Consider the following 25838-nt stretch of genomic DNA (forward strand, 5'->3'; position numbering starts at 1 on the left):
TTATCTGTTGTAGGTTTGGCTCATTTGAGCGCATTAACCGTTAATATTATTAACTTGCTTTGCGGTAGACGTATTTCTGTGGATCTATTTGTTGTTTACCGCGCAGCACTTCGTAATGCACATGGGGGCCGGTTGAACGGCCTGTGCTTCCCATACTGGCAATTTTATCGCCTTTGGCAACGACGTCACCTACGTTTACTGACAGAGATTTATTATGTCCATACCGAGTGCGAAGACCATTTCCATGATCAATTTCGACTAACTCACCATAGCCAGACATCCTTCCTGACCATGTTACTACGCCTGCAGCAGTCGCAGTAACATCTGTCCCTTCTTTACCGGCGAAATCAATACCTTTATGCATTGTTCGTCGGCCATTAAAAGGGTCATTTCGTAAACCATAGGACGAAGATAACCAACCTTTATCGATTGGCCGCCCTGATATAAAACGCTCTTCATCTATATGGAGATTAGATGCTACTGTTTCAAGTAGTGATAGCTGAACGTTATTATTATCAATTCTAGATGCCAGCTCATTCATTTCATCGATAAGCTGACTTAATTCGACACCATTGCCTATTTCGCTTAAACCGCCGATACCAACTTCTGTAGAGAAATCAAATTGATCATCAAGGAGGTTATTTTGCGCTACTTGTTGCCCCAGGGCTTCAAGACGGGTGATTTTGGCTTGCATCTTGGCCACATGAACAACCAAAGTTGTCAGCTGGGTTTCTGTTGCAGTTTTGAGTTCTACCACTTGTTGCTTTTGCTGTTGGCGCAGTTGTTTATTTTCATCAACTTTCGCTTGTTGGTTAGCAAAACGCTCAGTGCTATATTGATATATTCCTGTGCCTGTGGCCATTAGAATAATAGGTAGGAGTAACCAACGCTTGCTAGGTTGCCAGCGCGTTACACCATTTCGACCTTGGATAAAAACTGTTACACTCATAGCTTCATTCAGCCATCTAATTATCATATGAAAAAGCCCCCTCAAGATCTCAGTAATTTAGTTCATCTGTCTGGGAGACTGCCTGAACTGGCCGAGAAAGCAGAACTACTTAATAATCTGAATCGTTATGTAAAACAGACGTTAAATGGTCCTGTGGCCGAGCAGCTCAAAGTCGCCAATCTCCGCCAGGGTGTTCTTGTTATTGAAACTACATCAGCAGCATGGGCTGCTAGAATAAACTTTCAAAAGCAGAAGCTATTAAAACAGCTTCAAACTGATACGCTTCCGATGCTTACCGGTATTGAGGTGAAAGTCAATCCTGGACTTGCCTTAGCAAAACCACAATCTCAACCTAATCAAAATATGATCAGCACCACTGCTGCAAAACATATTGAAGCATTAGCAGAACATATCGATGGTTCTTTAGGTGAAAAACTAAAACGGCTGGCTGCATTAGCCAGCCGTAATAGGCAATCTTAACCAGTTAAGCGAGTGTTAACGCACCTGGAACCATGAAACTGACAGGTACATCAGCCTCTTTGTCAAAGCTCACTAATTCCCATGCATCTTGCTGAGCAAGTAATGCACGGACAAGTTGGTTGTTTAACGCATGACCAGTTTTATAAGCCGAAAACTCACCGACAATGGCATGGCCAGCAACATATAAGTCACCAAATGCATCGAGAATTTTATGCTTAACGAATTCGTCTTCATAACGCAGACCATCAGGGTTTAATACACGATATTCGTCAAGTACAACGGCATTTTCCATGCTGCCACCCAGTGCAAGATTATTCGCACGTAGATATTCAATATCTCGCATAAAACCAAATGTTCTGGCACGACTAATGTCTTTCACGAACGCTGATGTCGAAAAGTCCATCACCATGTGTTGCTGACTGCGAGCAATTTCTGGGTGAGCAAAGTCAATTTCAAAATCAACTCTAAACCCTTTGAAAGGTTTTAACTCGGCCCATTTATCGCCATCTTCAACACGCACAGGTTTGGTGATTTTTAGATATTTCTTCGCGGCTGCCTGTTCTTTAATACCTGCACTTTGCAGTAAGAACACAAATGGACTTGCACTGCCATCCATAATCGGGATTTCTGGAGCGTCAACTTCGATAATAGCATTATCGATGCCTAAGCCAGCAAGTGCAGCAAACAAATGCTCAATAGTTGATATTCTTATACCGTCATCGTTTACCAGGGCTGTACACATTGTTGTTTCACGAACCATATTGGCCTTTGCTGGTATAGACACAGCTGGGCTAAGATCGGTACGCTTTAGCACAATCCCGGTATTCACAGGTGCAGGCTTAATGCACAGAGTCACTTTGTTGCCAGAATGTAATCCGACACCAGTGCTCTTCACCATTTTTTGAACAGTTCTTTGAAAAATCATTCAGAAGCCCATAAATATCAATATTAAACAAATAGTTGCAATTATAGCCTCAGGCTATCATGCATAACTGGTACAACATCTTACCATAAATTTGGCTTTTCACAAAAAAAACGCCAAACACATAGCAAATTATAAACCTGTTTACAAAATAACCCTTGTCAGCACATCGCGCTCATTAGTCACGCAAAAACATAGCGTTTTATCCGTGTACTAATCAGCTTGTTTACGCAAGAATGCTGGAATATCAAGATAGTCAGCATCTGTGCGCGGTACTGGTTGTGTCTGTGTCTGTGGAACAGCATTACCTTTTGACGCAGCATAACTTTGTTGTGATACAACTTCATCAACAGGTTCTGGACGAGGCTCCATTACAACGGGCTCTGGACGAGCAACAGGCTTAGACACTAATTGAATGTCTGGCTTTTTCTCTGCACCAATACCTGTCGCAACAACGGTTACTCGCAATTCATCACTCATTTCTGGATCAATAACAGCACCCACAACAACAGTTGCATTCTCAGATGCATAGGCTTTAACGTGATTACCCACAGTTTCAAGCTCTTCAATGGTGATATCCATACCGGCGGTAATGTTCACTAACACACCGCGAGCACCTGCTAAATCGATATCTTCAAGTAATGGGCTGGCAACAGCTGCTTCTGCAGCTTCTTCAGCGCGATCATCACCACGAGCGACACCGGTACCCATCATGGCATTACCCATTTCAGACATAACGGTTTTCACATCGGCGAAATCGACGTTGATAAGACCTGGGCGAGTAATTAGCTCTGCAATGCCTTGAACGGCACCAAGTAATACGTTGTTAGCAGCAGCAAAGGCATCAAGTAGTGATGTGCCACGGCCAAGTACTTTTAATAACTTTTCGTTTGGAATCGTAATTAAAGAGTCAACATGTTTTGCTAATTCTGCAATACCAAGTTCAGCGTAGGCCATACGCTTTTTCCCTTCGAATGGGAAAGGCTTAGTCACTACTGCAACCGTTAAAATACCTTCTTCGCGAGCAATTTCTGCCACGACTGGAGCAGCACCAGTACCGGTACCACCACCCATACCGGCTGCGATAAAGATCATATCAGATCCTTTAATCGCCGCACGAATATTCTCACGGTCTTCTTCAGCGGCTTGACGACCGACATCTGGGTTTGCACCCGCACCGAGCCCTTTGGTCACGTCGCGACCAAGCTGAATAGTTGAACCCGCACTTGATTTACGCAGTGCTTGTGCATCTGTATTTGTGACGATAAATTCAACACCTTCGATGCTGTGCTTTACCATATGTTCGACAGCATTTCCGCCGCCGCCACCGACGCCGATGACTTTAATCACCGCTTCGTCTGAATGTGTATCCATGATCTCAAACATTGTCTGATCTCCGATTGTCTGCGTTATTAAAATTCACCTTTAAACCAACTTTTGACCCGATTCAAAAAGCTGGTAACCCCTTGTCGCTCAGGTCGTTCGAACTGACGTTCGATAACTCGCCTTGCTCCATAATGAAGCAACCCTATTCCTGTCGAATAAATAGGTTGATCCACATATTCGTATAATCCTTTTACTGGTAGCGGTGATGCGACACGAACTGGCATGCCAAAGGTTGCTTCAGCAATTTCAACGGCACCCGATATCGAGGACGTTCCCCCAGTAAGCACAATCCCTGCTGCAATTTGATCTTCTAAACCGCTATCTTGTAACTGCTTGAGAACAAGCTCAAACAGCTCTTGGTATCTTGGCTCTACCACTTCTGCCAGAGTATGTCGTGACATGCTGCGTGAAGGACGACCACCCACCGATGGCACTTCAATACTGTCTTCACGACTTACCGTTGAACTTCTGGCACTAGCAAACTGCACTTTAATTTGTTCTGCATGGGTTAACGGTGTTCTGAATATCTTGGCGATGTCACTGGTGACTTGATTACCCGCGACAGGGATCACCGCACAATGACGTAATGCGCCGTTGGTATATACAGCAATATCGGTCGTTCCACCACCAATATCGACAATGCAGACACCTAAATCTTTCTCATCATTTGTGAGTACTGAATCCGCTGAGGCAATACCCGAAAACACGAGGTCATCCACTTTTAAGCCACAACGTTCAACACTTTTAGTAATGTTCTTTGCCATGTCATTGGCACACGTCACAATGTGAGCTTTGGCTTCCATACGCATGCCCGACATTCCAATTGGGCTCTTAATCCCGTCTTGAACATCGATAGAATATTCTTGCGGTAGTACATGCAAGATACGACGTTCTGTCGGGATCTTAACCGAGCGCGCAGTATGGATGACATTATCAACGTCTTCTTGAGTCACTTCTTCGTCGTTAATCGACACCATGCCGTTTTCATTTTGGCAGGCAATATGTTTACCCGAAATACTTAAGTACACCGATGACACCTGGCAATCCGCCATTAACTCAGCTTGATCTAACGCTCGTTGTACACTACGTACAATTGAGTCGAGATCATTTACACCGCCTTTATCCATGCCACGAGAAGGATGATTACCTAAACCAATGACACTAATCTCACCATCAGGTAATACTTCGCCAATGATCACTGCGACCTTGGATGTCCCTATATCTAACCCCACGATGAGGTTTCTTTCCTGATTTTTGGTCATTTATTGTCGACTCTCTGTTTTGAATCATCCCAACCTACGGCGAAACCGGTATCGTAACGTAAATCAACGGTCGCAACGGGTTTATTACTTTGCTTCAAAGTAGGATACACATTAATAAAACGTTGTATCCGTGACATTTTATCTTCCCGCCCAAGCTCAATTTCAATTCCATTTGCTAGTACGGCATGCCAGGCATGGCGTGGGCTTAAGCGTAAACTAGCCAACTTAAACTCGTTTATTGTCAATAAATCATCTAACTGCTGATAACTGGTCAAGACTTCTATTTCCGTCCCTTCTGGGCCAGATAACTTGGGTAGAGCATCATGTTCGGGATGCGCTAGCGCATCAAATATCTCACCGTTAATATTGAGCCACGACACTTCATTCCAATGCGCTACAGCTTGTTGCTCTTGCAAGGTGACCTTAAACTTTGCCGGCCATTCTCGTCTCACTGATGCATGATAAACCCAAGGCAAAGCCTCTAATGCTTTTTGTACATCCACGATATCGGCGTTAAAAAAACTACTTTGCATTAATGACTGCAATGCGTTTTTAATTTCGTCATCGGTGGTATAAATTCGCTCGCCTTTAATAGCAACCGCTTCAATTGGCAGTGTATCTGCATCATTTAACAGATCGTGTAGTTGCACACCGCCCCACACTACGGTGCCAAGCACACTGCATAAAAACACTACACCAGTGCAAAAATACCAATTAACACGAGCCAGTTTATGTTTTAGTTGGCGGCCTTTATCGCTCCACGACACCTTAAATCCGCCTCTGACGTTGTTCCGACATTAGCCGCAAAAGATCGGCCATTATATAGACCAATTTAGAAGGATTAAAGCCCGATTTTCACACTCAATAATGGGTGAGAAATCAATCACTTTATTGACCTTCTGCAGGCACTTTACAACCCAGATTATTCTGGGCTAATTCTTTCGATAAGCTACCAATATTACCTGCGCCTTGAGTCAGAAATAAATCTCCATGTTGCAATACATCAGATAATACTGCCGCAAGTTGATCTGGGCTGGCGATAAAAATAGGGTCTAATTGGCCACGTAGTCGAATTGAACGGCACAATGACCGTCCATCGGCACCCGGTATTGGCGCTTCACCTGCTGCATAAACATCTAATAATAATAAACAATCTACTTGTGATAATACGTCAACAAAATCTTCATATAGGTCACGGGTGCGGCTGTAACGATGCGGTTGATATGCCATCACTAAGCGTTTATCTGGCCAACCAGCTCGCGCCGCTTTAATCGTTGCTAATACTTCACTTGGATGATGGCCGTAGTCGTCTACGAGCATCACACTGCCATTAGGCGTATCGAATTCACCTACATGCTGAAAACGACGGCCTATGCCTTCAAATTTTGCAAGTGCTTCTACAATCGCACTATCATCAATGTCATCTTCACTGGCGACAGCAATCGCGGCTAATGCATTAAGTACGTTATGCTCTCCAGGTAAATTAACCACAAAATCGACATTCTCTTTACCATGGCGCTTAACGGTAAAACTTGATTGATAGCCATTCTGGGCAAAATTAATCGCCTGAACATCAGCCTCTTCGCTAAAACCATAAGTGACAATTTTACGACCTATTCTCGGCATAATTTCACCAATAACCTCATCGTCAATGCACATAACTGCCACACCGTAAAAGGGTAAATTATGCAAAAAATCGACAAAAGTATTTTTCAACTTTTCAAAATCACCACCATAGGTATCCATGTGATCGGCTTCGATATTGGTGATCACACTCACCATTGGCTGCAAATGTAAAAAGCTTGCATCGCTTTCATCTGCTTCGGCAATGAGATAACGACTTGTGCCTAAACGTGCATTAGTACCTGCACTATTGAGCAAACCACCAATCACAAATGTTGGATCTCGTCCAGCTTGACCATAGACACTGGCGATTAGACTGGTTGTCGTGGTTTTACCATGGGTGCCAGCAATCGCAACACCATGACGATAACGCATTAACTCGGCCAGCATCTCTGCACGGCGTACGATCGGAACGCGTAACTCTTTAGCAGCAATAATCTCAGGGTTTTGCTGGTTAATGGCAGTCGAAACGACAACCACATCAACCTGTTCAACACTTTGGGCCTGATGGCCAATAATGATTTTTGCGCCTAAACTCGCCAAACGTTCAGTGACTCTATTGATGGCGATATCCGAACCACTGACTTGATAACCTTCGTTCAAAAGTACTTCCGCAATACCCCCCATGCCAGCACCACCGATGCCAACAAAATGAATGCGCTTGATCCGCCTCATTTCAGGGATCATGCTACGAAGCTGTGCGTATCTTTCTGTCTTTGTCATTTCAACCCTTTATCGCAAATGAGGCACAAATATCTGCTACTCGTTGAGTCGCATCTAATACTGCCACGCCTCTTGCTTTGTGACCCATTTGGACCAGTTCTTGTCTATTTTTAGCAAATAACTGCAATTTCTCTGCAAGATTATCTGCATTTAAAATGGTTTGAGGTAATAAAAAACCTGCACCTGCATCAACAAGCACTGATGCATTAACGGTTTGATGATCATCAACCGCATGGGGATACGGAACTAAAATACTCGGTAAGCCCACTGCAGCAAGTTCTGATACTGTAAGAGCGCCTGAACGGCACACCACTACATCGGCCCAACGATAAGCCGCTTCCATATCATCAATAAATTCAGCAACATTTACACTGTCTGATTGTCCGAGTTGTTGATAGCTCGCTTTCACAGTGGCGAGGTTATTTTTACCCACTTGGTGCCAAACTGTCAGTGAATGGTACTTGCTTAAATGAGCAACCACTGCTGGCATGACATCATTCAATACTTTGGCGCCTAAACTGCCACCCACAACGAGTACTCTTAACGCATCAGCTTGTGACGCTTTAATTTGTCCGCCTAACTCTATCAATTCTTGGCGAATTGGATTGCCCACAACCTCCACATTAGCCACGTGGCTGGCAAAGGTATTTGGGAATGCACACAATACCTTTTTGGCAATCTTAGATAACAATTTATTGGTTAATCCTGGAATCGCATTTTGCTCATGCAATACTAAAGGAATACCTGATAATCTCCCTGCCACGCCACCAGGGCCACTGGCAAAACCGCCCATGCCTAAAATCACGTCGGGCTGGAAATCATCAATCACGGCTTTGGCTTGAATGATTGAACGAATAATTTTAAACGGTGCCGCTAATTTGCGAATAAGTCCATTACCACGCACGCCTTTAATATCAATAAACTCAATATCAAATCCATGTTGCGGAACAAGGCGAGCTTCCATCCGCTCAGCAGTACCCAACCAGCGAATTTGCCATCCTTTGTCGGCTAAGTACTTAGCCACCGCAAGAGCTGGGAAAACATGGCCGCCAGTGCCGCCAGCCATAATCAATATCTTAGGAGAGCTACTAATATTACTGTTCATTAACTCGTTCTCCCTTGTACTGCTTGCACCAAACTAACTCGACGTTCATGATCTATCCTAACAAGCAACATCACAGCAGCGGTCATAATCCACAAACTACTGCCACCATAGCTAATAAACGGTAGGGTAAGCCCTTTGGTTGGTAACATACCAATACTGGCTCCCACATTCACTACAGTCTGAAAACATATCCAAATACCCACACCATAGGCGACATAACTTTCAAATGGTCGCTGCATTTTCAAACATAAATTACCTAATCTAATCGCACGAATAGCAATAAAAAATAATGTGGATAACACAATAATAATACCTATAAACCCCAGTTCTTCACCAATCACCGCAAAGATGAAATCAGTATGGGCTTCGGGTAAATACGCTAACTTCTGAATACTGTTACCCAATCCCTGACCAAACCAATCACCGCGGCCATAAGCCATTAATGATTGTGTTAATTGATAACCACTGCCAAATGGATCTTCCCACGGGTCCATAAATGAGGTCACTCGTCGCATACGATAAGGCTCAAATAGCACCAATAATACGAATGTTGCTACGCCAAGTAAAACCAACACCATAAAGTCAGTAATGCGGGCACCAGCTAAAAACAGCAAGCTTACCGTACACACAAATAGCACCACCACGGTGCCAAGGTCGGGTTGTAATAAAATCAACACGGCGAACAGACCGTAAACCCCAATCGGTTTATAAAAGCCTTTACGGTTTTCACGAAGCTCACCATGGCGTCGCACCAAGTAACCCGCCATGTAAACAATAAATACAAACTTGGCTATTTCGGCTACTTGGATCCTAATCGGACCGATAGACAACCAACGACGCGCACCGTTAACCGATGTGCCGATAAACAGCACTGCTATCAATAAGACCAACACGGCGAGCATCAACATGCCGCTATTTTTTTCCCAATAACTGACTTCGAACTTAAGTACCACATACGAAATAATCACGCAGCCCACAAGATAAAGCACATGGCGGTACATAAAATAAAATGGATCGCCAGTCAGTTTGGTCGCTTCAGGCATCGAAGCGGACATTACCATTACAAAGCCAAAACATATCAAGCCGACAATCGCGACTACAAAACTTCGGTCGTACAGCAGCATATCAGGAGCATGCTCATCCGATAATAACGAGGGTAAAGACCAATTAAGACCTCGTTTAAACAAGCTCAGTTGCGGCTCGTTATTCGCCATTGGCTAACAACTCCACGCACTGCCTAAAATCATCACCGCGGGCCATAAAGTTCTTATACATATCTAAACTGGCACACGCGGGAGACAATAGTACTATGTCTCCCGACGACGCTAATTCAGCGGCTTTGGCGACAGCATCGGCCATTGTTGCCACCTGAAGAGTGCCTTTTTTTAATTTGGCTATCTTGGGGCCATCTCGCCCCAAGGTAATCAATTGAGTAATATTACTCAGCGGTTTTGTCAGTGGACGAAAGTCGCTTCCTTTGCCCGCGCCCCCTGCGATCAAGTACAAATCGCCTAAGTGTGAATTAAGCCCCTCAAGTGCGGCAACTGTTGCGCCGACATTAGTGGCTTTGGAGTCATTGATGTACGACACACCTTGTTTAACCGCAATCAGCTCACAACGATGGCTTAAGCCGACAAAGTTTTTGGCCACTTTAATCATGGCCGCTTTACCCACATCACAAGCATCGGCTAATGCCATTGCTGCGACTAAGTTTGCATGGTTGTGACTACCAATTAAGGTCACATCAATTAAATTAATAATCTCACTGTCACCATGAAAAATTTTGCCATCACTTAATCCCCATGCATCACCCTCTGGCACGTCTAAACCAAAATTATTTTGATTCATCGGCTCAAAAGGATAAGTCAGCTGATCGTCACGGTTGTACATCACAAAACGACTTTGCGGGTATAAACGTAATTTGGCTTCGCGATATGAATTCAAATCGCTGTAACGATCCATATGGTCTTCGCTAATATTAAGGCACGTTGCCGCAATACAATTTAACGAATAAGTCGTTTCCAATTGGAAACTCGACAACTCAAGCACATAAATTTCAGCATCTTGAGCTAATAGATCCAATGCGGGTGTGCCAATATTGCCGCCAATCGCAACAGACTTACCGGCAGCGAGCAGCATTTCGTATACTAATGTGGTGACCGTAGATTTACCGTTTGATCCGGTGATGCCGACAACACACGGTTTTTTGTCTGCAATGTGGCGCGCAAATAGCTCAACATCACCGATCACTTCAATGCCCATATCCAATGCAGCACGCACTTCAGGCGTATCAACCGGTACACCTGGACTGATAATAATTTGGCTGGCCTGAACTAAATAGCGACAATCAAACCCACCGGCTAATAATTCAATATCGGCAAACTCTTGTGCCAACGTCTCAGCACCAGGCGGATGACGACGGCTGTCCATCACTAAAGGTTTAATGCCTTTAGTCGCTAAAAAACGCACGACCGAGAGCCCTGTAGCCCCTAAGCCTAAAACAATGTGCGTGTATTGAGTGTGCATAATACTGACCTTTATTAATTGCTTAGCGTAATTTTAGAGTCGCAAGACCCAGTAACACTAAAAACAACGAGATAATCCAGAAGCGCACAATAACCCGCGGCTCTGGCCACCCTTTTAACTCATAGTGATGATGAATAGGCGCCATACGGAAAATACGTTGACCACGTAACTTATACGAGCCCACCTGTAAGATCACCGATACCGTTTCCATCACAAAAACGCCACCCATAATAACCAACAAAATTTCTTGGCGAACTAAAATGGCAATCACACCCAATGCGGCGCCCAATGCTAATGACCCCACATCCCCCATAAACACTTGTGCGGGATAAGTGTTAAACCATAAAAAGCCTAAACCAGCACCGACTATTGCAGTACACACAATCACTAATTCGCCCGCTAAAGGTAAATGAGGAATGTGTAAATAATTGGCAAATTGAGCATGGCCAGATAAGTAAGCAATTAATGCAAAGGCAGCCGCGACCATCACAGTTGGCATAATCGCCAAGCCATCTAAACCATCGGTTAAGTTAACCGCATTACTGGCACCAACTATGGTGAAATACGCTAAAACGATAAACATGATGCCTAATTGAGGCATTATATCTTTAAAAAATGGCACCACTAGTTGGGTTTCGCCGACCATGGTCGATGTACTGTACAAATACACTGCCACCACTAAAGCGGCGATAGACTGAAAAGCATATTTCCAGCGAGCAATCAGACCTTTAGTATCTTTTTTTACCACTTTACGATAATCATCAATAAAGCCAATAAGCCCAAAACTAGCCAATACAAACAAAGTCACTAATACGTAACGGTTGGATAAATCACCCCATAACAACACGCTGATAAAAATACCCGCAAGGATCAATATGCCACCCATTGTCGGCGTACCGCGTTTGCTAAAATGAGACTCTGGGCCATCACTTCGAACCACTTGACCAATTTGCAACATCTGCAAACGATTGATCAAAATAGGTCCCCACCACAAACTAAATACCAACGCGGTTAACAAGCCTAAAATAGCCCGGAACGTCACATATGAAAAAACGTTAAACCCTGAATAAAACTGGGTTAAATACTCGGCTAGATAAACCAGCATTTACACTAACTCCCCACGCCCGTAGGCATCTAATAAACTGTCCACAACTCGCTCCATAGCCGCGCTGCGGGAACCTTTAACTAAAACGGTGATATTACCTGTGATACTTGCTAACTGTTTTTGTAATGCCACAATTAATGCCTCTTGAGCAATAAAGTGTTTACTACCAAATGCTTCACTGGTATTTGCCGATAGCTGGCCGCAACAAAATAACGACTCTATGGTTGCATTTTTAACCTGCAATCCAATACTGGCGTGCAAAGGGGCAGCATTGTCGCCTAATTCGCCTAAATCTCCCAGCACTAAACAACGATATCCATCTCGTTGTTGCAACCAATTAATCGCTGCACTGACCGATGTTGGATTAGCGTTATAACTATCATCAATTAATAACACTCTACCAAGATCGTGAGGCTGCATTCGGCCCTTTACGGGTTGGAGTAATGCAAAGCCTTGGGCAATTTCAACAAGCGATAGTCCTAAAGCAATACACATAGATGCAGCGGCAAGCGCATTACTCACTTGATGCATGCCAGCAAGTGGTAACTGCACCACTTCACGCTGCCCAGAAAAAGTTAATGTAAACTGAGAACAACCATTGGTATCTGTCACTATGTCTGTCGCGGTAACATCGGCATCAACATTTATCTCACGGGAAAAACGCAGTTGTTTTCGCCCAGTGGACCGTTGCAACATAAAATCGGCAAACGTGTCATCAGCATTGATAACTGCGGTGCCATCTTGTGAAAGATGATTAAAAATTTCAGATTTAGCCTGAGCAACACCTTCAAGCGAACCAAACCCTTCAAGGTGAGCATTGCCAATATTATTAACCAATGCGACTCGGGGTTGAACTAGTGATGAGGTGTAATCAATCTCGCCACGATGGTTTGCACCAAGCTCAAATACCCCATATTCATCACCTTCAGTTAACCGCAGCAAGGTTAACGGCACGCCAATATCGTTGTTAAAATTACCCGCGGTAAACAACACTTGGTGATGTTGAGATAAAATAGTGGCCAGCATTTCTTTAACGCTGGTTTTGCCGTTTGATCCGGTTAAGGCCACACAAATAGGTGCAACTGTTTGGCGAACTAAAACGCCCATTTCGCCCATAGCTTTTTGGGGATCAGCGACCACAATTTGCGCAATACCTGCTGTAACAGGGTTATCGACTAATAGATGATCAACCAAAAGTGCTACCGCACCATTTTTTACCGCTGTAGCAGCAAAATCATGGCCATCAAAACGCTCGCCTTTTAATGCGATAAACAAACATTGAGCGGCAATATTGCGACTATCTGTACTAACACTGGTGATGACGCTATCTTGACCTGTTAACGTGCCATTAAGGTGCTGCGCTAATGCTAATAGATTGACACTTATCATAACGTCTCCTGAGACAACTTGAATGCTAAAGCACGTTCATCATAATCAATTCGCTCGCCAGCCACTTCTTGATAGGTTTCATGACCCTTACCCGCAAGCAGCACAATATCGTCAGCTTGTGCCAATGAGACAACATGGGTAATGGCTTGAATACGATCAACCTCGGTGAGTACGTTTTGAGGCTGACTAATACCTTGTAAAATATCATTGATAATGGCTTGTGGATCTTCGCTTCTGGCATTGTCACTCGTGATCATCACTTTATCTGCATATTGCTCAGCGGCTTGTGCCATCAAAGCACGTTTACCTTTGTCACGATCGCCACCGCAACCAAATACACACCATAACGTCCCTTTGCAGTGCAGTTTTAATGCTTTTAAGGCTTGTTCAATGGCATCTGGAGTATGAGCATAATCAACAACCAAAGTAGCTTTATTAACCGATGAAAAGCGTTCCATACGCCCTGCAACAGGGATCAACTGTGGCAGTACGGCTAATATTGATGCCATTGCCATTCCTTGTAGATATAACACCGATATGGCTGCTACAAGATTAGACAAATTAAAGGCACCTAATAGCGGTGAGCTAAGCGTCCCACTTAGCGGGCGTCCACTGTCAATGTCGGTGAAATGCAGTGTCGCCGTCACCCCAGCGTCATGGTATTGGATGGCATCACAGTAAAAGTCCGCTGTGGTATTAGCTTGAATGCTGAAGGATTTATTCTTTTGGTTCGCCAGTTCTGTCAACCATTTGGCACCGACGGTATCATCAAGGTTAATCACACCATGTTGTACACTGGGGAATTGAAATAAGCGTTTTTTAGCTGCGGCGTAATTATCCATATCACCATGATAATCTAGATGATCACGGCTTAAATTAGTAAAAACAGCTATATTAAATGGCGCCGCTTCGACGCGTCCTTGGACTAAACCATGGCTCGACACTTCCATCGCACACAGTTCAGCGCCTTGAGCAACAAACTCTCCAAGTTGGCGCATAACAGTCACCGCATCTGCAGTTGTATTGCCGCTATCAACAAGTTGCCCCCACAAACCATTACCTAACGTCCCCATCACAGCGGCTTGATGGCCGAGTAAATGAACAATTTGAGCGATAATTTGGCTGACAGAGGTTTTGCCATTGGTCCCCGTTATTCCAATTAAAGACAACGATTGACTATTGGGTAAATAAAACTGTGCGGCAACTGCCGATAATTGACGGCTTAATTGGGAAAAATACACTAATGGCACAGTATACTGAAGGCGATCGACCCTGCCATGTTCATCAGAATTATCAGTATGAATCAGTATTGCCGCAGCTCCCGCTTGGATCGCTTGAGGAATGAAGACTCGACCATCGACTTTATGACCAGGCAAGGCCACAAATAAACCACCCGCTTTAACATCACGGCTGTCTAGCGTTAATCCATTAATGGATTCGCCGCCAGAATAATGAAACCACGGTGCTAATAGATCATTTAATAACATCATGGTGGACTCCTTGCACAGCGGCCAAGTGAATAGCATCCCTCGGTTCAACATTAAGCATTTGTAAGGCACCAGACATAATTTTAGCAAATGCGGGGCCAGCAACGTCACCACCGTAATATTTGTCACCTTTGGGCTCATTAATCACAACCGAAATGGCCAAACGCGGTTTATGAACCGGTGCAACGCCCGCAAATATAGCCACATAGTCATCGCCATAGCCACCGGCAACGGCTTTACGGCTGGTACCGGTTTTACCGGCTACAGGGTAACCATCAATATGCGCTTTCGTCGCCGTTCCTCCAGCCTCAGTCACACCCACTAACATTTTCATTACGTCGTGAGCAACTTGAGTTGAAATCACTTGTTCACCCTTGGGTGCTTTCCTTAGCTTTAATATCGACACAGGATAGAGAATGCCGCCACTGCCTAGCGTGGCGTACATACGTGCAATTTGTAACGGCGTCGCAGTCAAGCCATACCCGAAAGACAGGGTGGCACGCTCAAAGTCAGACCAGCGATGACGAACATGAATTAACCCAGCACTTTCACCGGTTAAATTAATACCTGAATAATTACCTAACCCCATTGATTGATAAGTGGCTAATAACTGTTGTACAGGTATCGACAACGCCAGTTTACTAATGCCAACGTTACTCGACTTAACCAGAATTTTAGCTAATGACATTTCACCGTAATTATGGGAGTCACGAACTTGACGCCCACCGAGGCGGATCCAACCTGGTGATGTCGATATCAATTCATTCACTTTCACTGTGCCAGCTTCAAGTGCTGCAGCAACAACAAAGGGTTTTATGGTTGAACCAGGTTCAAATGTGTCAGTTAACGCGCGATTACGCATTCGATGTGGCTGTAAATTATCTCTGGCATTGGGATTATATGAAGGCGTATTCACCATCGCTAATACTTCGCCGGTATTAACATCAATAACCACCACAGATCCAGAAGTCGCTTGGTATGTTTCAGTCGCACGCTTCAGTTCGCGATAAGCCAATTGCTGAATACGTTGATCAATACTGAGCACTAAATCGTTAGAGCTTTCGCCTTCTTGTACTATATCTAAACGCTCAACAACGCTACCATCGCGGGATTTACGGACTTTTTGTTTAGATGGCGTCCCGGTTAACCACGTATTATAAGTGTTCTCAATGCCTTCAATACCCACATCGTCAATATTGGTAATGCCAATTAATTGAGCGGCTATTTCACCTGAGGGATAATAACGGCGAGATTCTGGTTTAAGATAAATACCGCCAATTTTAAGCTCCTCAATATAGTCAGCAACCGCTGATGTTACCTGACGTTTGAGGTATACAAAGCGTTTGTCAGGGTTGTTTTTAACTTTATTAACCAGCTCATCAACAGGCTCTTGCAATACATCGGCGAGCGCTTGCCAACGGCGCATATCTTTAAACGCATCTTGATCATAGGCATGTTTGGGATCCGCCCACACCGCTCTCACGGGCACACTGACCGCCAGCATATCGCCATTGCGATCGGTTATTAAGCCTCGCTGAACTTGGTTACTGGTTGTGCGTAACGTGCGCATATCACTTTCGTGACGAAGTCTGTCAGGTTCAATAATTTGAATATAAGCTGCACGTGCAACTAGACTGCAAAATAATAACAATACAAAACCCACCACAACGTATAAACGCCATGGAATAAGTTCGTGATTTAATTTTTGTTTTGCTTGTCTAGCCATATTCCCTATGCTCACTTGACTCGAATCATCACTTCCTCCTTAGGAAGCGGCCGAGTCATATTTAATTCTTTGGTTGCAATCCGAGTCACGCGACTGTGCTCAGATTGCGATTGTTCTTCTAATAATAAATTTCGCCATTCAATATCCAAGCGATCTTGCTCTTGCAGCAACTGATCCCATTGGGTAATCAACTTACGCGTTACATGGCTGGTGTAAACTACGGCTACGCCATTCATCACAACCAATACACTCAACAGCAATATCCACTTGTGGTGCCAAATGTCGTGTAACACAATCTGAGGCAAATTTAATGGTGATTGGCTCACATTACCCTCAGTGGTTAATAATCCAGACGCTCGGCAACTCGTAACACAGAGCTGCGCGCGCGTGGATTTTGCTCTAATTCCGCATCAGAAGGCTTCATCGCCTTACTCATGGCTTTTAATTTACGAGATTTATTAATTTCAGCTTCTGTGATCGGTAAACCATGTGGCACGCTATCACCTTGACTATGACGACGAATAAAACGTTTCACCATACGATCTTCTAGGGAATGGAAACTGATCACTGATAGACGGCCCTGGGGAGCTAGCACCGCTAAAGCACCTTCTAACGCTTGATTTATTTGTTCTAATTCGCTATTGATGTAAATACGAATCGCCTGAAACACTCGCGTCGCTGGATGCTTATTACGCTCTTTCTTTTTGGTAATACGCGCGATTAAATCGGCTAAGTCTTTGGTGCGTAAAAAGGGTGTCTTCTCACGATCAGCTGCAATACAACGTGCAATATGGCGCGAATTCTTTTCTTCACCGTAGGTTTTAAATACCCATGCCATATCTTCAATTTCTGCACGCGCTATCCACTGGGCAGCGGTTTGACCTTGACTGTTATCCATACGCATATCGAGCGGGCCGTCACGTAAAAAACTAAAGCCACGTTCCGCATCGTCTAATTGTGGCGACGACACGCCAAGATCAAGCAATACACCATTAATCTGGCCTGTTAATCCAAGCTCATCGACATACTCAGCTAATTGACCAAAGCCACCGTGGACAATTTGGAATCGTGGGTCATCAGCAAACTGCTTAGCAGCCTCGATGGCTTGCGGATCTTTGTCTATCGCAATTAAGCGACCATTTTCACCCAAATGACTCAACACATGACGCGAATGCCCACCACGGCCAAAAGTGCCATCAATGTAGATGCCATCACTTTGGATATTGAGACCATCGACGGTTTCATTTAGTAATACAGATAAATGGGCAAACTCTTGGCTCATTGGATTCTTCTAACCTTTTTGGTCACTACAGTGAAAAGTGTGCCAAGCGTTCATTGCTGGCTAAATCTTGGCTTTGAATGAGCGTATTGCCATCATCCATTTGTTGTTGCCAAGCACTCTCTTCCCATAATTCAAATTTATTCAGTAAGCCCACCAGCATGGTTTTCTTTTCTAAACTGGCGAAACTTCGTAATGCCGGCGGGATCACAATGCGTCCGTGGCTATCTAGTTCGCAATCTTGTGCGTGACCTAGTAATTTTCGTTTAAAGGAGCGCTCAAGTGGATCGGTATCAGAAAGCAATCTTAGCTTTGCTTCAATCTGCTCCCATTCGTGTAGCGGATAAATCAATAAACAAGCGGCTTCAATGTCTACGGTAATAATCACAGTACCGGCATGTTCAACACGCAACGCATCACGGTATCTCGCTGGAATAGCGATCCGCCCTTTAGCATCCATGTTGATTGCACTGGCACCACGAAACACGTTATTGAGTCCTTATTGTTATCATTTGATCCACAATGATCCACTTCTTCCCACAAATGCTAAGTTTAGGGACTCTATGCAAGTTTTGTCAAGGGATGGACAGATATATTAAATCCAGACACCAAGCGGGTTAGCAGCAAATTAATATCAAGCAGGATGAATGACAGAGCCATTTGTAGAAAACAGCTAAAAATCAGGGTAAATGAGTTAAACCAGAGACATAACGGTCGTTTTATCGGCAAAAATAAACACGTGATCTTTTTAATTAATCTTATTTTATGCTTCGAATACTCCATCTTTACGTCGTAATCTTGCCCATAAACGCCATTTTAATCACATTAAAGATCAACAAATAGTCGACTGAGTCCACTTTATATCGTTAAAAACCGCCTTATCTTATGCAATGTCTTGCGACTGTATTCAATCTCAGGATTGATCGCCGCGTTATTGAGACGTAAAAGCCTCTTTATTCACCTTGATGTGCATTGTACTGATGAAATGAATAACAATGCTTAAACGACTTGGTATCATTAGCTTATGCTAAAACGCTATCACTCAAGATCACGGTATTTGTCTTCGATATCTTAATGTTGAGCGCAGCATTTTATCAATTTATCTGGCAATCACAGTTAATTATGTTTAATGCCTTAAGGGTCATGCGGTTGTGATGACTCAATGAAAACGGTTAAAGGCAGTGCTCGAAAGTGAATAACGCGGTGATCACACTAAATCTAAATCCAACCAGAAGTTACACCTTCTTTGGTCAGCTAAGATCAAAGCGACGCGTTGTTGACGTCACTCTGTTAGTAACGCTCTGTTAGCATTATTCTGTTAGTGTTAATGCATCATTGAAATAACGCATAACAATAATGAAATGAGCATATTTGCTGATACCCACCACAAGCAAAGGGCCAGTCTAAATGCATCAATCAAGAGTATGAAAATGTCAGCCAAATTATTCTTAACCTAAAAAGATTAAATTTTAACCAACCTGAGTCGATAAACAGTTATGATGATTAACATCACCGTCATTTCATCGTTACAGGAGAGCAACATGAGTATTGACAGCATTTATGCCATGCTAGCCAGGCCAGTACAGGCTGTGAGTGAACGTAAACGGATTGTTGAACAAGTCAAAAATGCCAGTGCGATTAGTGCGGACAGTCACGAGGCGCCTCAGTCACAATTACCACCAAATATTAGCCATAAAATGCCTATTCAACGGCAGGAAGCACCTCTACAAGATAGGCGAGCCAAACCGCGAACGGTTAATGAGAAAAAAAATGTCGGTAACAAAATTAGACGAATGAAAAGTGATAAGCGATTCTCTACTCGTGGAGAAACCGCCAGTCAGCATATTGATATTGAAGTGTAACGCTTGCCTTAGTTAAGCAAGGTTACCATTAGGACTCACTTGAGATACTGCTTGCTTCCAACCATGGTACAACTTTGCACGGATCTCTATATCCATTGTCGAGGTAAATTCCCGCTCGGTAGACAGCATGGTTTGTAATTCATCCGTCGACTTCCACACACCAACGGCCAAGCCCGCTAGAAATGCCGCCCCCATCGCGGTGGTTTCAGTTACAAGGGGACGAATAACCGTTGCCCCAGTAATATCTGCTTGAAATTGCATTAAAAAATCATTAGCCACCGCACCACCATCGACTCGAATTTGTGTCAGTGGTACATTAGAATCTTTACTCATAGCATCAAGCACATCACGTGATTGGTAAGCAATCGCCTCTAATGCCGCACGAATAATATGATTCCGATTGGCGCCACGGGTTAAGCCAATGATGGCACCACGGGCATCGGCATCCCAATAAGGTGCACCTAAGCCCACAAATGCAGGCACTAAGTACACGCCATTGGTGTCACTCACTTTGTCGGCAAAATATTGAGTGTCGCAGGCATCGGTAATAAGACCTAGCTCATCACGCAACCATTGAATCACGGCCCCTCCCATAAATACCGAGCCTTCTAAGGCATAATTCACTTTTGCATCAGTACCAATAGCAATGGTGGTTAATAAACCATGGGTTGACTCGACAGCTTTGTCACCGGTATTCATTAACAAAAAACACCCTGTGCCATAAGTATTTTTAGCCATCCCAGGTTCGATACATAATTGGCCAAACAAAGCCGATTGTTGATCACCCGCCATCCCCGCCACGGGAACAGGATTGCCTGCAAGTTCGGTATAACCGTATATTGCGCAAGAAGGTTTCACTTCAGGTAACATTGCCCGAGGTATCGTAAACAAATCGAGTAATTCTTGGTCCCACTGTTGATCGTGAATGTTAAATAACATGGTCCGAGAGGCATTAGTCGGTTCGGTCACATGAACGTTACCTTGTGTTAGCTTCCACACCAACCAAGTGTCAACGGTGCCAAACAATAGATCGCCCGCTTCTGCTTGTTCACGAGCACCGTCAACATTATTCAAAATCCACTCAATTTTTGACGCCGAAAAGTACGGATCAAGTACTAGCCCGGTTTTCTGACGAACCATCTCTTCAGCACCTTGTGCTTTATGATGTTGGCATATTGCTTGGCTGCGGCGGCATTGCCATACAATGGCGTTATATACTGGCTTACCTGTGTGTTTATTCCAGACTATCGTGGTCTCACGTTGATTGCTAATACCAATCGCGGCAACATCATGATGACTTATCCCTTTACGAGTCAGTACTTCAACCAGTACTGAACTTTGTGAAGACCATATCTCCATGGGATCATGCTCTACCCATCCCGCTTGCGGATAATGTTGGGTAAATTCACGCTGAGCCACGGCGACGATATTGGCTTGATGATCAAACACAATGGCACGAGAGCTTGTAGTGCCTTGGTCTAACGCGACAATGTATTTATTTGCAACCATCTGACTTCCTATCTCATGTAGATGTGATCTGTTATGTGGTTTTATTATCCAATTACTTACATAATTGTTTTATATGGGTTTTATAATTTTTTATATCGTTTCTGTACTGACTAATCCAACATTACATCCTAAATCGATATATAAAATCAATGCAAGGAAATGTCCTCTGTTAGCATAAACCCAAACCACTTCAACATGCTCGTGTCAGTACTCCCGTAGGAAAACGAACAAGGCAGTAATTGAAGGTAATGGGACTGCCTTACCGAGAGCGTCGCTTCGCGACTTATAGGTTCTAGGAACTGGCAAGCTAGCCAGAGGGCGGATTTCGTCCTTCTAGATCCTAGCAGCCGCAGGCTCTCTAGCACCTAGAAGCGACCCTAGACCGCGCTATCCGTGAGCGCAGCGTTCGCTTGTTATCCGTTATCAGCTTTCCGTAAGCATAGCGCCCTATTCCTAGCACCTTAAACCTTGTCTCTTCTCGACATGTTAAATACTGCATCTAGGGGTCGTTTGGGTATAAACCTCATCATGATTTTAGGCTATTTAATGATGTTAGTAGCTTAACTGCATCACGTAAATAGCAGACTAAAAGGCCCCGCAATTGCGAGGCCCTTTGATCAATGATATCCAACGACATCGATTACATTTTATAGCTTAACTGCACACCTGTTAACCAGACATCACCGGTGGCTTCACCAGTATAGCTAACCGCTGCAAGGTCTTGTAGGCCCTGAGTCTCAGTAATTGGTGCGTCACCATGAGTGCGAATGTAAGTCACACCCACATCAACATTCAGATTTTTGGAGACTTGATAACCGGTACCAACGCTGAACCATAAACGGTCAGAATCTGGAATGGTTGTGGTGCGATGCTGATCATCAACCGCAGTTGTATCTAATGCCATACCAGCACGTAATGTCCACTGGTCATTAAGGGTATAGGTAGTACCCAGCGCATAACGCCAGTTATCTTTAAAGTTCTCTTCTTTTACTACGTCTGACGTTAAACCACCTACTGGCTTAACATCTCCAGGGAAATACGCTACTAGTTGCTCAAACACGCTCCATTCAGTCCAATTCACACTGGCATGCATCGCCCAATTTTCGGTTAACTGATGATAAGAAGCAAGTTCGGCAAAGGCAGGTAACTCAATCGGTAAATAGCCTTCAATTTCGATGTCTTGGCCACCATTATAAATCACGCCAGACACATGACCGTCTAGTTTAAGATCAACACCACTGTGGTAAGCCAAACCAATGCGGTTAGCGGAGTTAACTTGCCAGCTCGCGCCCGCTTTCCAACCATAGCCAACATCATCACCTTCCATTGACTTAAGATTAGTCCCACCCGCAGGTAAACGTGCGCTAATGCTTGCAGGTAAATTAGGATTGGCTTTAATCGTATCAATCCAACCTGGCGCAGTAGCACCCACTTCACCTTCGCCGTACACCACACGAAGACCAGCGCCTACGGTAAATGCATCATCAAGACGGTAGGCAACATTCGGGTTAAATTCGACAGTCGTAATTGAGGTTTTACTACCAAAAATAGCCGCCGCATCCGCCACTGGAATATTGGTTTCTAAACCATAATTTGAATTGACGGCTAAACCCCAAGTCCATTGGTCATTCAACTGGTTTGAATAGTAAAAGTTTGGCACGAGTGCATTATCAGCAACATCGTAGTCATCTGCACCGATCACTAATGGCTCTGAGCCTAATAGTGGTGAAGAAATGCCAACATCACCCATCACATCCACATTTGGCATGACATAGATGCCGCCTGATGACACCTGGCGGCCTTCGAGATAAGCCAGCATCGCAGGATTACGCGCTTGAGTTGACGCATTATCTGCAATGGCGGCTTCACCAGCAAATGCACGTCCTAAACCTGTCGCTGAATATTCTGCAAGTTGGAAACCTGCCGCATTCACTTGAGTCGTTGCCCCAAATACAATGGCGCTAATCGCCAGTGTTAACACTGTTTTTTTCATTATAATTCTCTGTGTTTAGATTCAAACTGCATAAATCGGCTTACATAGAGTTAAAGCTCGACTTAAATGAAGCTGTCAGTGTACTGATCCAAAAAAGCATTGCAACAGCCGCAAGGGACTGAACAAGAAGTGAGTGATTCAATTTTAAATTGTGATCGTGATCAAACTTTTGATTTAATGATGTAAAAGACAACCCGAAAAACAGGGTAACGGTAAATCTAATGGACCTCACCTTACCAATAGTTAATTTTTTGCATTAATAAACAGTATCTTAAATAAAAACTATCGTATAACAATAAGCTTAAATGGTTAAAAATATTGGTCTAAAATAAGCCTAGCTTGTTTTTGTGTACAAAATGGTTACATAAAAGTTTTTACAATTAAAAACAAAAAAAACCTCTTCATGACAACATGAAGAGGTTTTAATTCATTGTTTACACAATATTAACGACACACTAAACACTCAGTGATAGCAGATTATGCATACCAATCGGGTATATGAGCTTCATAGTCACTGATCTGTTGCTCAAATGACAATGTCAATCCGATAGCATCCAGACCATTGAGTAATTTATGCCTTGCAGACTCAACCATGGCAAAATCAAACACACAACCAGAGGGTGATGTGACCGTTAGCGCATGTAAATCTACTGTAATCTGCGCTCCTTCTTGGGCTGCCACTTCATCCATCAATTGTTGTACTTCAGCAGAGGTTAGCGTTACCGGTAGAAAGCCATTATTTATCGAGTTGCCGTAAAATATGTCCGCAAACGTCGGGGCAATGATGACCCTAAGACCAAAATCAGCTAATGCCCAAGGTGCATGTTCACGTGATGACCCACAACCAAAGTTTTCTTGCGCTAATAAAATAGAAGCACCTTGGTAACGAGGCTGATTGAGCACGAACTCAGGATTAGGCTGATCACCCGCATCATCTAAATAACGCCAATCATGGAACAAGTGCACCCCAAAACCGTCACGAGTCACTTTTGACAAGAACTGCTTAGGGATGATTTGATCAGTGTCGACATTGGCGCTGTTAATGGCTACCGCTAAACCGGTATGTGCTGTAAAAGCTTGCATAAAATATCCTTGTTTAGCTGATTAATAAGGTTGACGAATATCAACAAAGTGGCCCGCAACTGCTGCAGCAGCAGCCATAGCAGGGCTAACCAAATGGGTACGACTGCCACGACCTTGACGACCTTCGAAATTACGATTGCTGGTTGATGCACAGCGATCACCCGCGTCTAAACGGTCATCATTCATTGCCAAACACATAGAACAACCTGGTAAACGCCATTCAAAACCGGCTTCAATAAAAATCTTATCTAAGCCTTCAGCCTCTGCTTGCCGTTTGACTGGGCCCGATCCCGGCACCACAATCGCCACCACGCCGTCAGCCACTTTACGATTTTTAGCCTGCGCAGCAGCAGAACGTAAATCTTCAATGCGCGAGTTAGTACAAGAACCAATAAACACTTTATTAATGCTAATGTCGGTCATTTTAGTACCCGGCGTAAGGCCGATATACTCTAACGCTTTGACCATACTCGTCCGATTGGTAATATTGGTTTCTTGTTCAGGATTAGGCACCACACCGTCAATAGCCACCACTTGACCAGGGTTGGTACCCCAAGTTAACTGCGGCGCTATATCGTTGGCGTCAAATACCACTTCACAATCAAATACCGCATCAGCATCGGTCTTCAATTGTGACCATGTGGCAACCGCTTGCTCCCACAGCGCATCTTTAGGGGCAAACTCACGGCCTTTAAGATAGTTAAATGTGGTCTCATCAGGCGCGACCATACCGGCTTTGGCACCCATTTCGATGGCCATGTTGCACAAGGTCATCCGTCCTTCCATGGTTAATGCCTCAATGGCATCACCACAAAACTCAACCACATAACCTGTGCCGCCATCCATACCTAATTTACCAATAATGGCTAATACGATATCTTTTGCTGTTACGCCATCGGTCACTTGGCCGCGAACATCAATCTTCATGGTTTTGGCTTTTAACTGGCGTAGGGTCTGGGTGGCCAATACGTGCTCAACTTCTGAGGTGCCAATACCAAACGCCAATGCACCAAATGCACCATGGGTCGCGGTGTGCGAATCACCACACACAATAACGGATCCCGGTAGAGTAATCCCCAATTCAGGCCCCATTACATGGACAATACCTTGATTAGGATGATGAATATCATACAAACGCACGCCAAACTCTTTACAGTTTTGCGCCAGGGTTTCAACTTGAGTGCGGGCCATAGGGCTCAGTGCATCTAAACTGGCACTGCGGGTCGAGGTATTATGATCCATGGTGGCAAAGGTTTTGTGTGGTGCACGTAGTGTGCGTCCAGCCACTTTTAAGCCACTAAATGCTTGAGGTGATGTCACCTCATGCACTAAATGACGGTCAACATACACGACGGGGGCTTCGCCTTCAGGAGAGGCGACAATGTGTGCATCCCACACTTTTTCATATAAGGTTTTACCCATAACTTGA

General features: G+C 44.1%; 22 protein-coding genes. 2 read left to right on the forward strand and 20 right to left on the reverse strand.

The window, feature by feature from the left end; genetic code table 11:
• Positions 1-49: 49 nt before the first annotated feature.
• Positions 50-949 (reverse strand): M23 family metallopeptidase, encoded by a 900-nt coding sequence (locus tag CXF80_RS12890; RefSeq protein WP_101034769.1) that lies wholly within the window; start codon positions 947-949, stop codon positions 50-52.
• Between the two features lie 27 nt (positions 950-976).
• Here CXF80_RS12890 and CXF80_RS12895 point away from each other — a divergent pair, with 27 nt between their 5' ends.
• Positions 977-1429: a DUF721 domain-containing protein gene (locus tag CXF80_RS12895; protein WP_101033241.1), complete on the forward strand. Its 453-nt coding sequence runs from the start codon at positions 977-979 to the stop codon at positions 1427-1429.
• Between the two features lie 4 nt (positions 1430-1433).
• On the opposite strand, the gene lpxC is transcribed toward CXF80_RS12895, so the two are convergent.
• The 15 genes from lpxC to mraZ form a co-directional block, all read right to left on the reverse strand.
• Positions 1434-2354 carry a UDP-3-O-acyl-N-acetylglucosamine deacetylase gene (lpxC, locus tag CXF80_RS12900; protein WP_101033242.1) on the reverse strand — a complete coding sequence of 307 codons (921 nt, stop codon included), beginning with the start codon at positions 2352-2354 and terminating at the stop codon, positions 1434-1436.
• A 210-nt stretch (positions 2355-2564) separates the two neighbouring features.
• Positions 2565-3737, reverse strand: a complete 1173-nt coding sequence (gene ftsZ, locus CXF80_RS12905) for a cell division protein FtsZ (protein WP_101033243.1) — start codon at positions 3735-3737, stop codon at positions 2565-2567.
• 26 nt (positions 3738-3763) lie between these two features.
• Complete coding sequence (gene ftsA / locus CXF80_RS12910; RefSeq protein ID WP_011639211.1) at positions 3764-4999, reverse strand: cell division protein FtsA; 1236 nt, start codon at positions 4997-4999, stop codon at positions 3764-3766.
• Positions 4996-5766: a cell division protein FtsQ/DivIB gene (locus CXF80_RS12915; protein ID WP_101033244.1), complete on the reverse strand. Its 771-nt coding sequence runs from the start codon at positions 5764-5766 to the stop codon at positions 4996-4998. The genes ftsA and CXF80_RS12915 overlap by 4 nt, the downstream gene beginning before the upstream one ends.
• A gap of 121 nt (positions 5767-5887) precedes the next feature.
• The gene (gene murC, locus CXF80_RS12920; protein ID WP_101033245.1) at positions 5888-7345 is read right to left on the reverse strand and encodes a UDP-N-acetylmuramate--L-alanine ligase; all 1458 of its coding nucleotides are present in this window, start codon (positions 7343-7345) and stop codon (positions 5888-5890) included.
• A 1-nt stretch (position 7346) separates the two neighbouring features.
• On the reverse strand, positions 7347-8450 hold the full coding sequence (gene murG / locus CXF80_RS12925; RefSeq protein WP_101033246.1) for an undecaprenyldiphospho-muramoylpentapeptide beta-N-acetylglucosaminyltransferase: 1104 nt from the start codon (positions 8448-8450) through the stop codon (positions 7347-7349).
• Positions 8450-9664, reverse strand: a complete 1215-nt coding sequence (ftsW, locus tag CXF80_RS12930; RefSeq protein WP_101033247.1) for a cell division protein FtsW — start codon at positions 9662-9664, stop codon at positions 8450-8452. Before ftsW ends, murG begins: the two co-directional genes overlap by 1 nt.
• Positions 9654-10976 carry a UDP-N-acetylmuramoyl-L-alanine--D-glutamate ligase gene (murD, locus tag CXF80_RS12935; RefSeq protein ID WP_101033248.1) on the reverse strand — a complete coding sequence of 441 codons (1323 nt, stop codon included), beginning with the start codon at positions 10974-10976 and terminating at the stop codon, positions 9654-9656. The genes ftsW and murD overlap by 11 nt, the downstream gene beginning before the upstream one ends.
• A 22-nt stretch (positions 10977-10998) precedes the next feature.
• On the reverse strand, positions 10999-12081 hold the full coding sequence (gene mraY, locus CXF80_RS12940) for a phospho-N-acetylmuramoyl-pentapeptide-transferase (RefSeq protein ID WP_101033249.1): 1083 nt from the start codon (positions 12079-12081) through the stop codon (positions 10999-11001).
• Complete coding sequence (locus CXF80_RS12945) at positions 12082-13470, reverse strand: UDP-N-acetylmuramoyl-tripeptide--D-alanyl-D-alanine ligase (RefSeq protein WP_101033250.1); 1389 nt, start codon at positions 13468-13470, stop codon at positions 12082-12084. It abuts the gene before it with no gap.
• Complete coding sequence (gene murE / locus CXF80_RS12950) at positions 13467-14960, reverse strand: UDP-N-acetylmuramoyl-L-alanyl-D-glutamate--2,6-diaminopimelate ligase (RefSeq protein ID WP_101033251.1); 1494 nt, start codon at positions 14958-14960, stop codon at positions 13467-13469. The genes CXF80_RS12945 and murE overlap by 4 nt, the downstream gene beginning before the upstream one ends.
• Positions 14944-16683 (reverse strand): penicillin-binding transpeptidase domain-containing protein, encoded by a 1740-nt coding sequence (locus CXF80_RS12955; RefSeq protein WP_101033252.1) that lies wholly within the window; start codon positions 16681-16683, stop codon positions 14944-14946. Before CXF80_RS12955 ends, murE begins: the two co-directional genes overlap by 17 nt.
• An 11-nt stretch (positions 16684-16694) precedes the next feature.
• Entirely contained in the window at positions 16695-17009 is a 315-nt protein-coding gene (gene ftsL / locus CXF80_RS12960) for a cell division protein FtsL (RefSeq protein WP_101033253.1), read from the reverse strand.
• 14 nt (positions 17010-17023) lie between these two features.
• Positions 17024-17965, reverse strand: coding sequence for a 16S rRNA (cytosine(1402)-N(4))-methyltransferase RsmH (gene rsmH / locus CXF80_RS12965; protein ID WP_101033254.1), 942 nt, complete (start codon positions 17963-17965; stop codon positions 17024-17026).
• Positions 17966-17990: 25 nt separating this feature from the next.
• On the reverse strand, positions 17991-18449 hold the full coding sequence (mraZ, locus tag CXF80_RS12970; protein WP_101033255.1) for a division/cell wall cluster transcriptional repressor MraZ: 459 nt from the start codon (positions 18447-18449) through the stop codon (positions 17991-17993).
• Between the two features lie 1054 nt (positions 18450-19503).
• On the opposite strand from mraZ, the gene CXF80_RS12975 reads away from it, so the two are divergent.
• Positions 19504-19824 (forward strand): hypothetical protein, encoded by a 321-nt coding sequence (locus tag CXF80_RS12975; protein ID WP_101033256.1) that lies wholly within the window; start codon positions 19504-19506, stop codon positions 19822-19824.
• 12 nt (positions 19825-19836) lie between these two features.
• Here CXF80_RS12975 and glpK read toward each other — a convergent pair whose 3' ends face one another.
• From glpK to leuC, 4 genes are all read right to left on the reverse strand, one after another.
• Positions 19837-21333 (reverse strand): glycerol kinase GlpK, encoded by a 1497-nt coding sequence (gene glpK / locus CXF80_RS12980; RefSeq protein WP_101033257.1) that lies wholly within the window; start codon positions 21331-21333, stop codon positions 19837-19839.
• A 640-nt stretch (positions 21334-21973) separates the two neighbouring features.
• Positions 21974-23326, reverse strand: coding sequence for an outer membrane protein transport protein (locus CXF80_RS12985; protein WP_101033258.1), 1353 nt, complete (start codon positions 23324-23326; stop codon positions 21974-21976).
• A gap of 477 nt (positions 23327-23803) precedes the next feature.
• Positions 23804-24409: a 3-isopropylmalate dehydratase small subunit gene (gene leuD, locus CXF80_RS12990; RefSeq protein WP_101033259.1), complete on the reverse strand. Its 606-nt coding sequence runs from the start codon at positions 24407-24409 to the stop codon at positions 23804-23806.
• Positions 24410-24430: 21 nt separating this feature from the next.
• Entirely contained in the window at positions 24431-25831 is a 1401-nt protein-coding gene (gene leuC, locus CXF80_RS12995) for a 3-isopropylmalate dehydratase large subunit (protein ID WP_101034770.1), read from the reverse strand.
• Between the last annotated feature and the right edge of the window lie 7 nt (positions 25832-25838).

Origin of the sequence: Shewanella sp. Actino-trap-3, assembly GCF_002836275.1 — a bacterium.
Classification (GTDB): domain Bacteria; phylum Pseudomonadota; class Gammaproteobacteria; order Enterobacterales; family Shewanellaceae; genus Shewanella; species Shewanella psychromarinicola.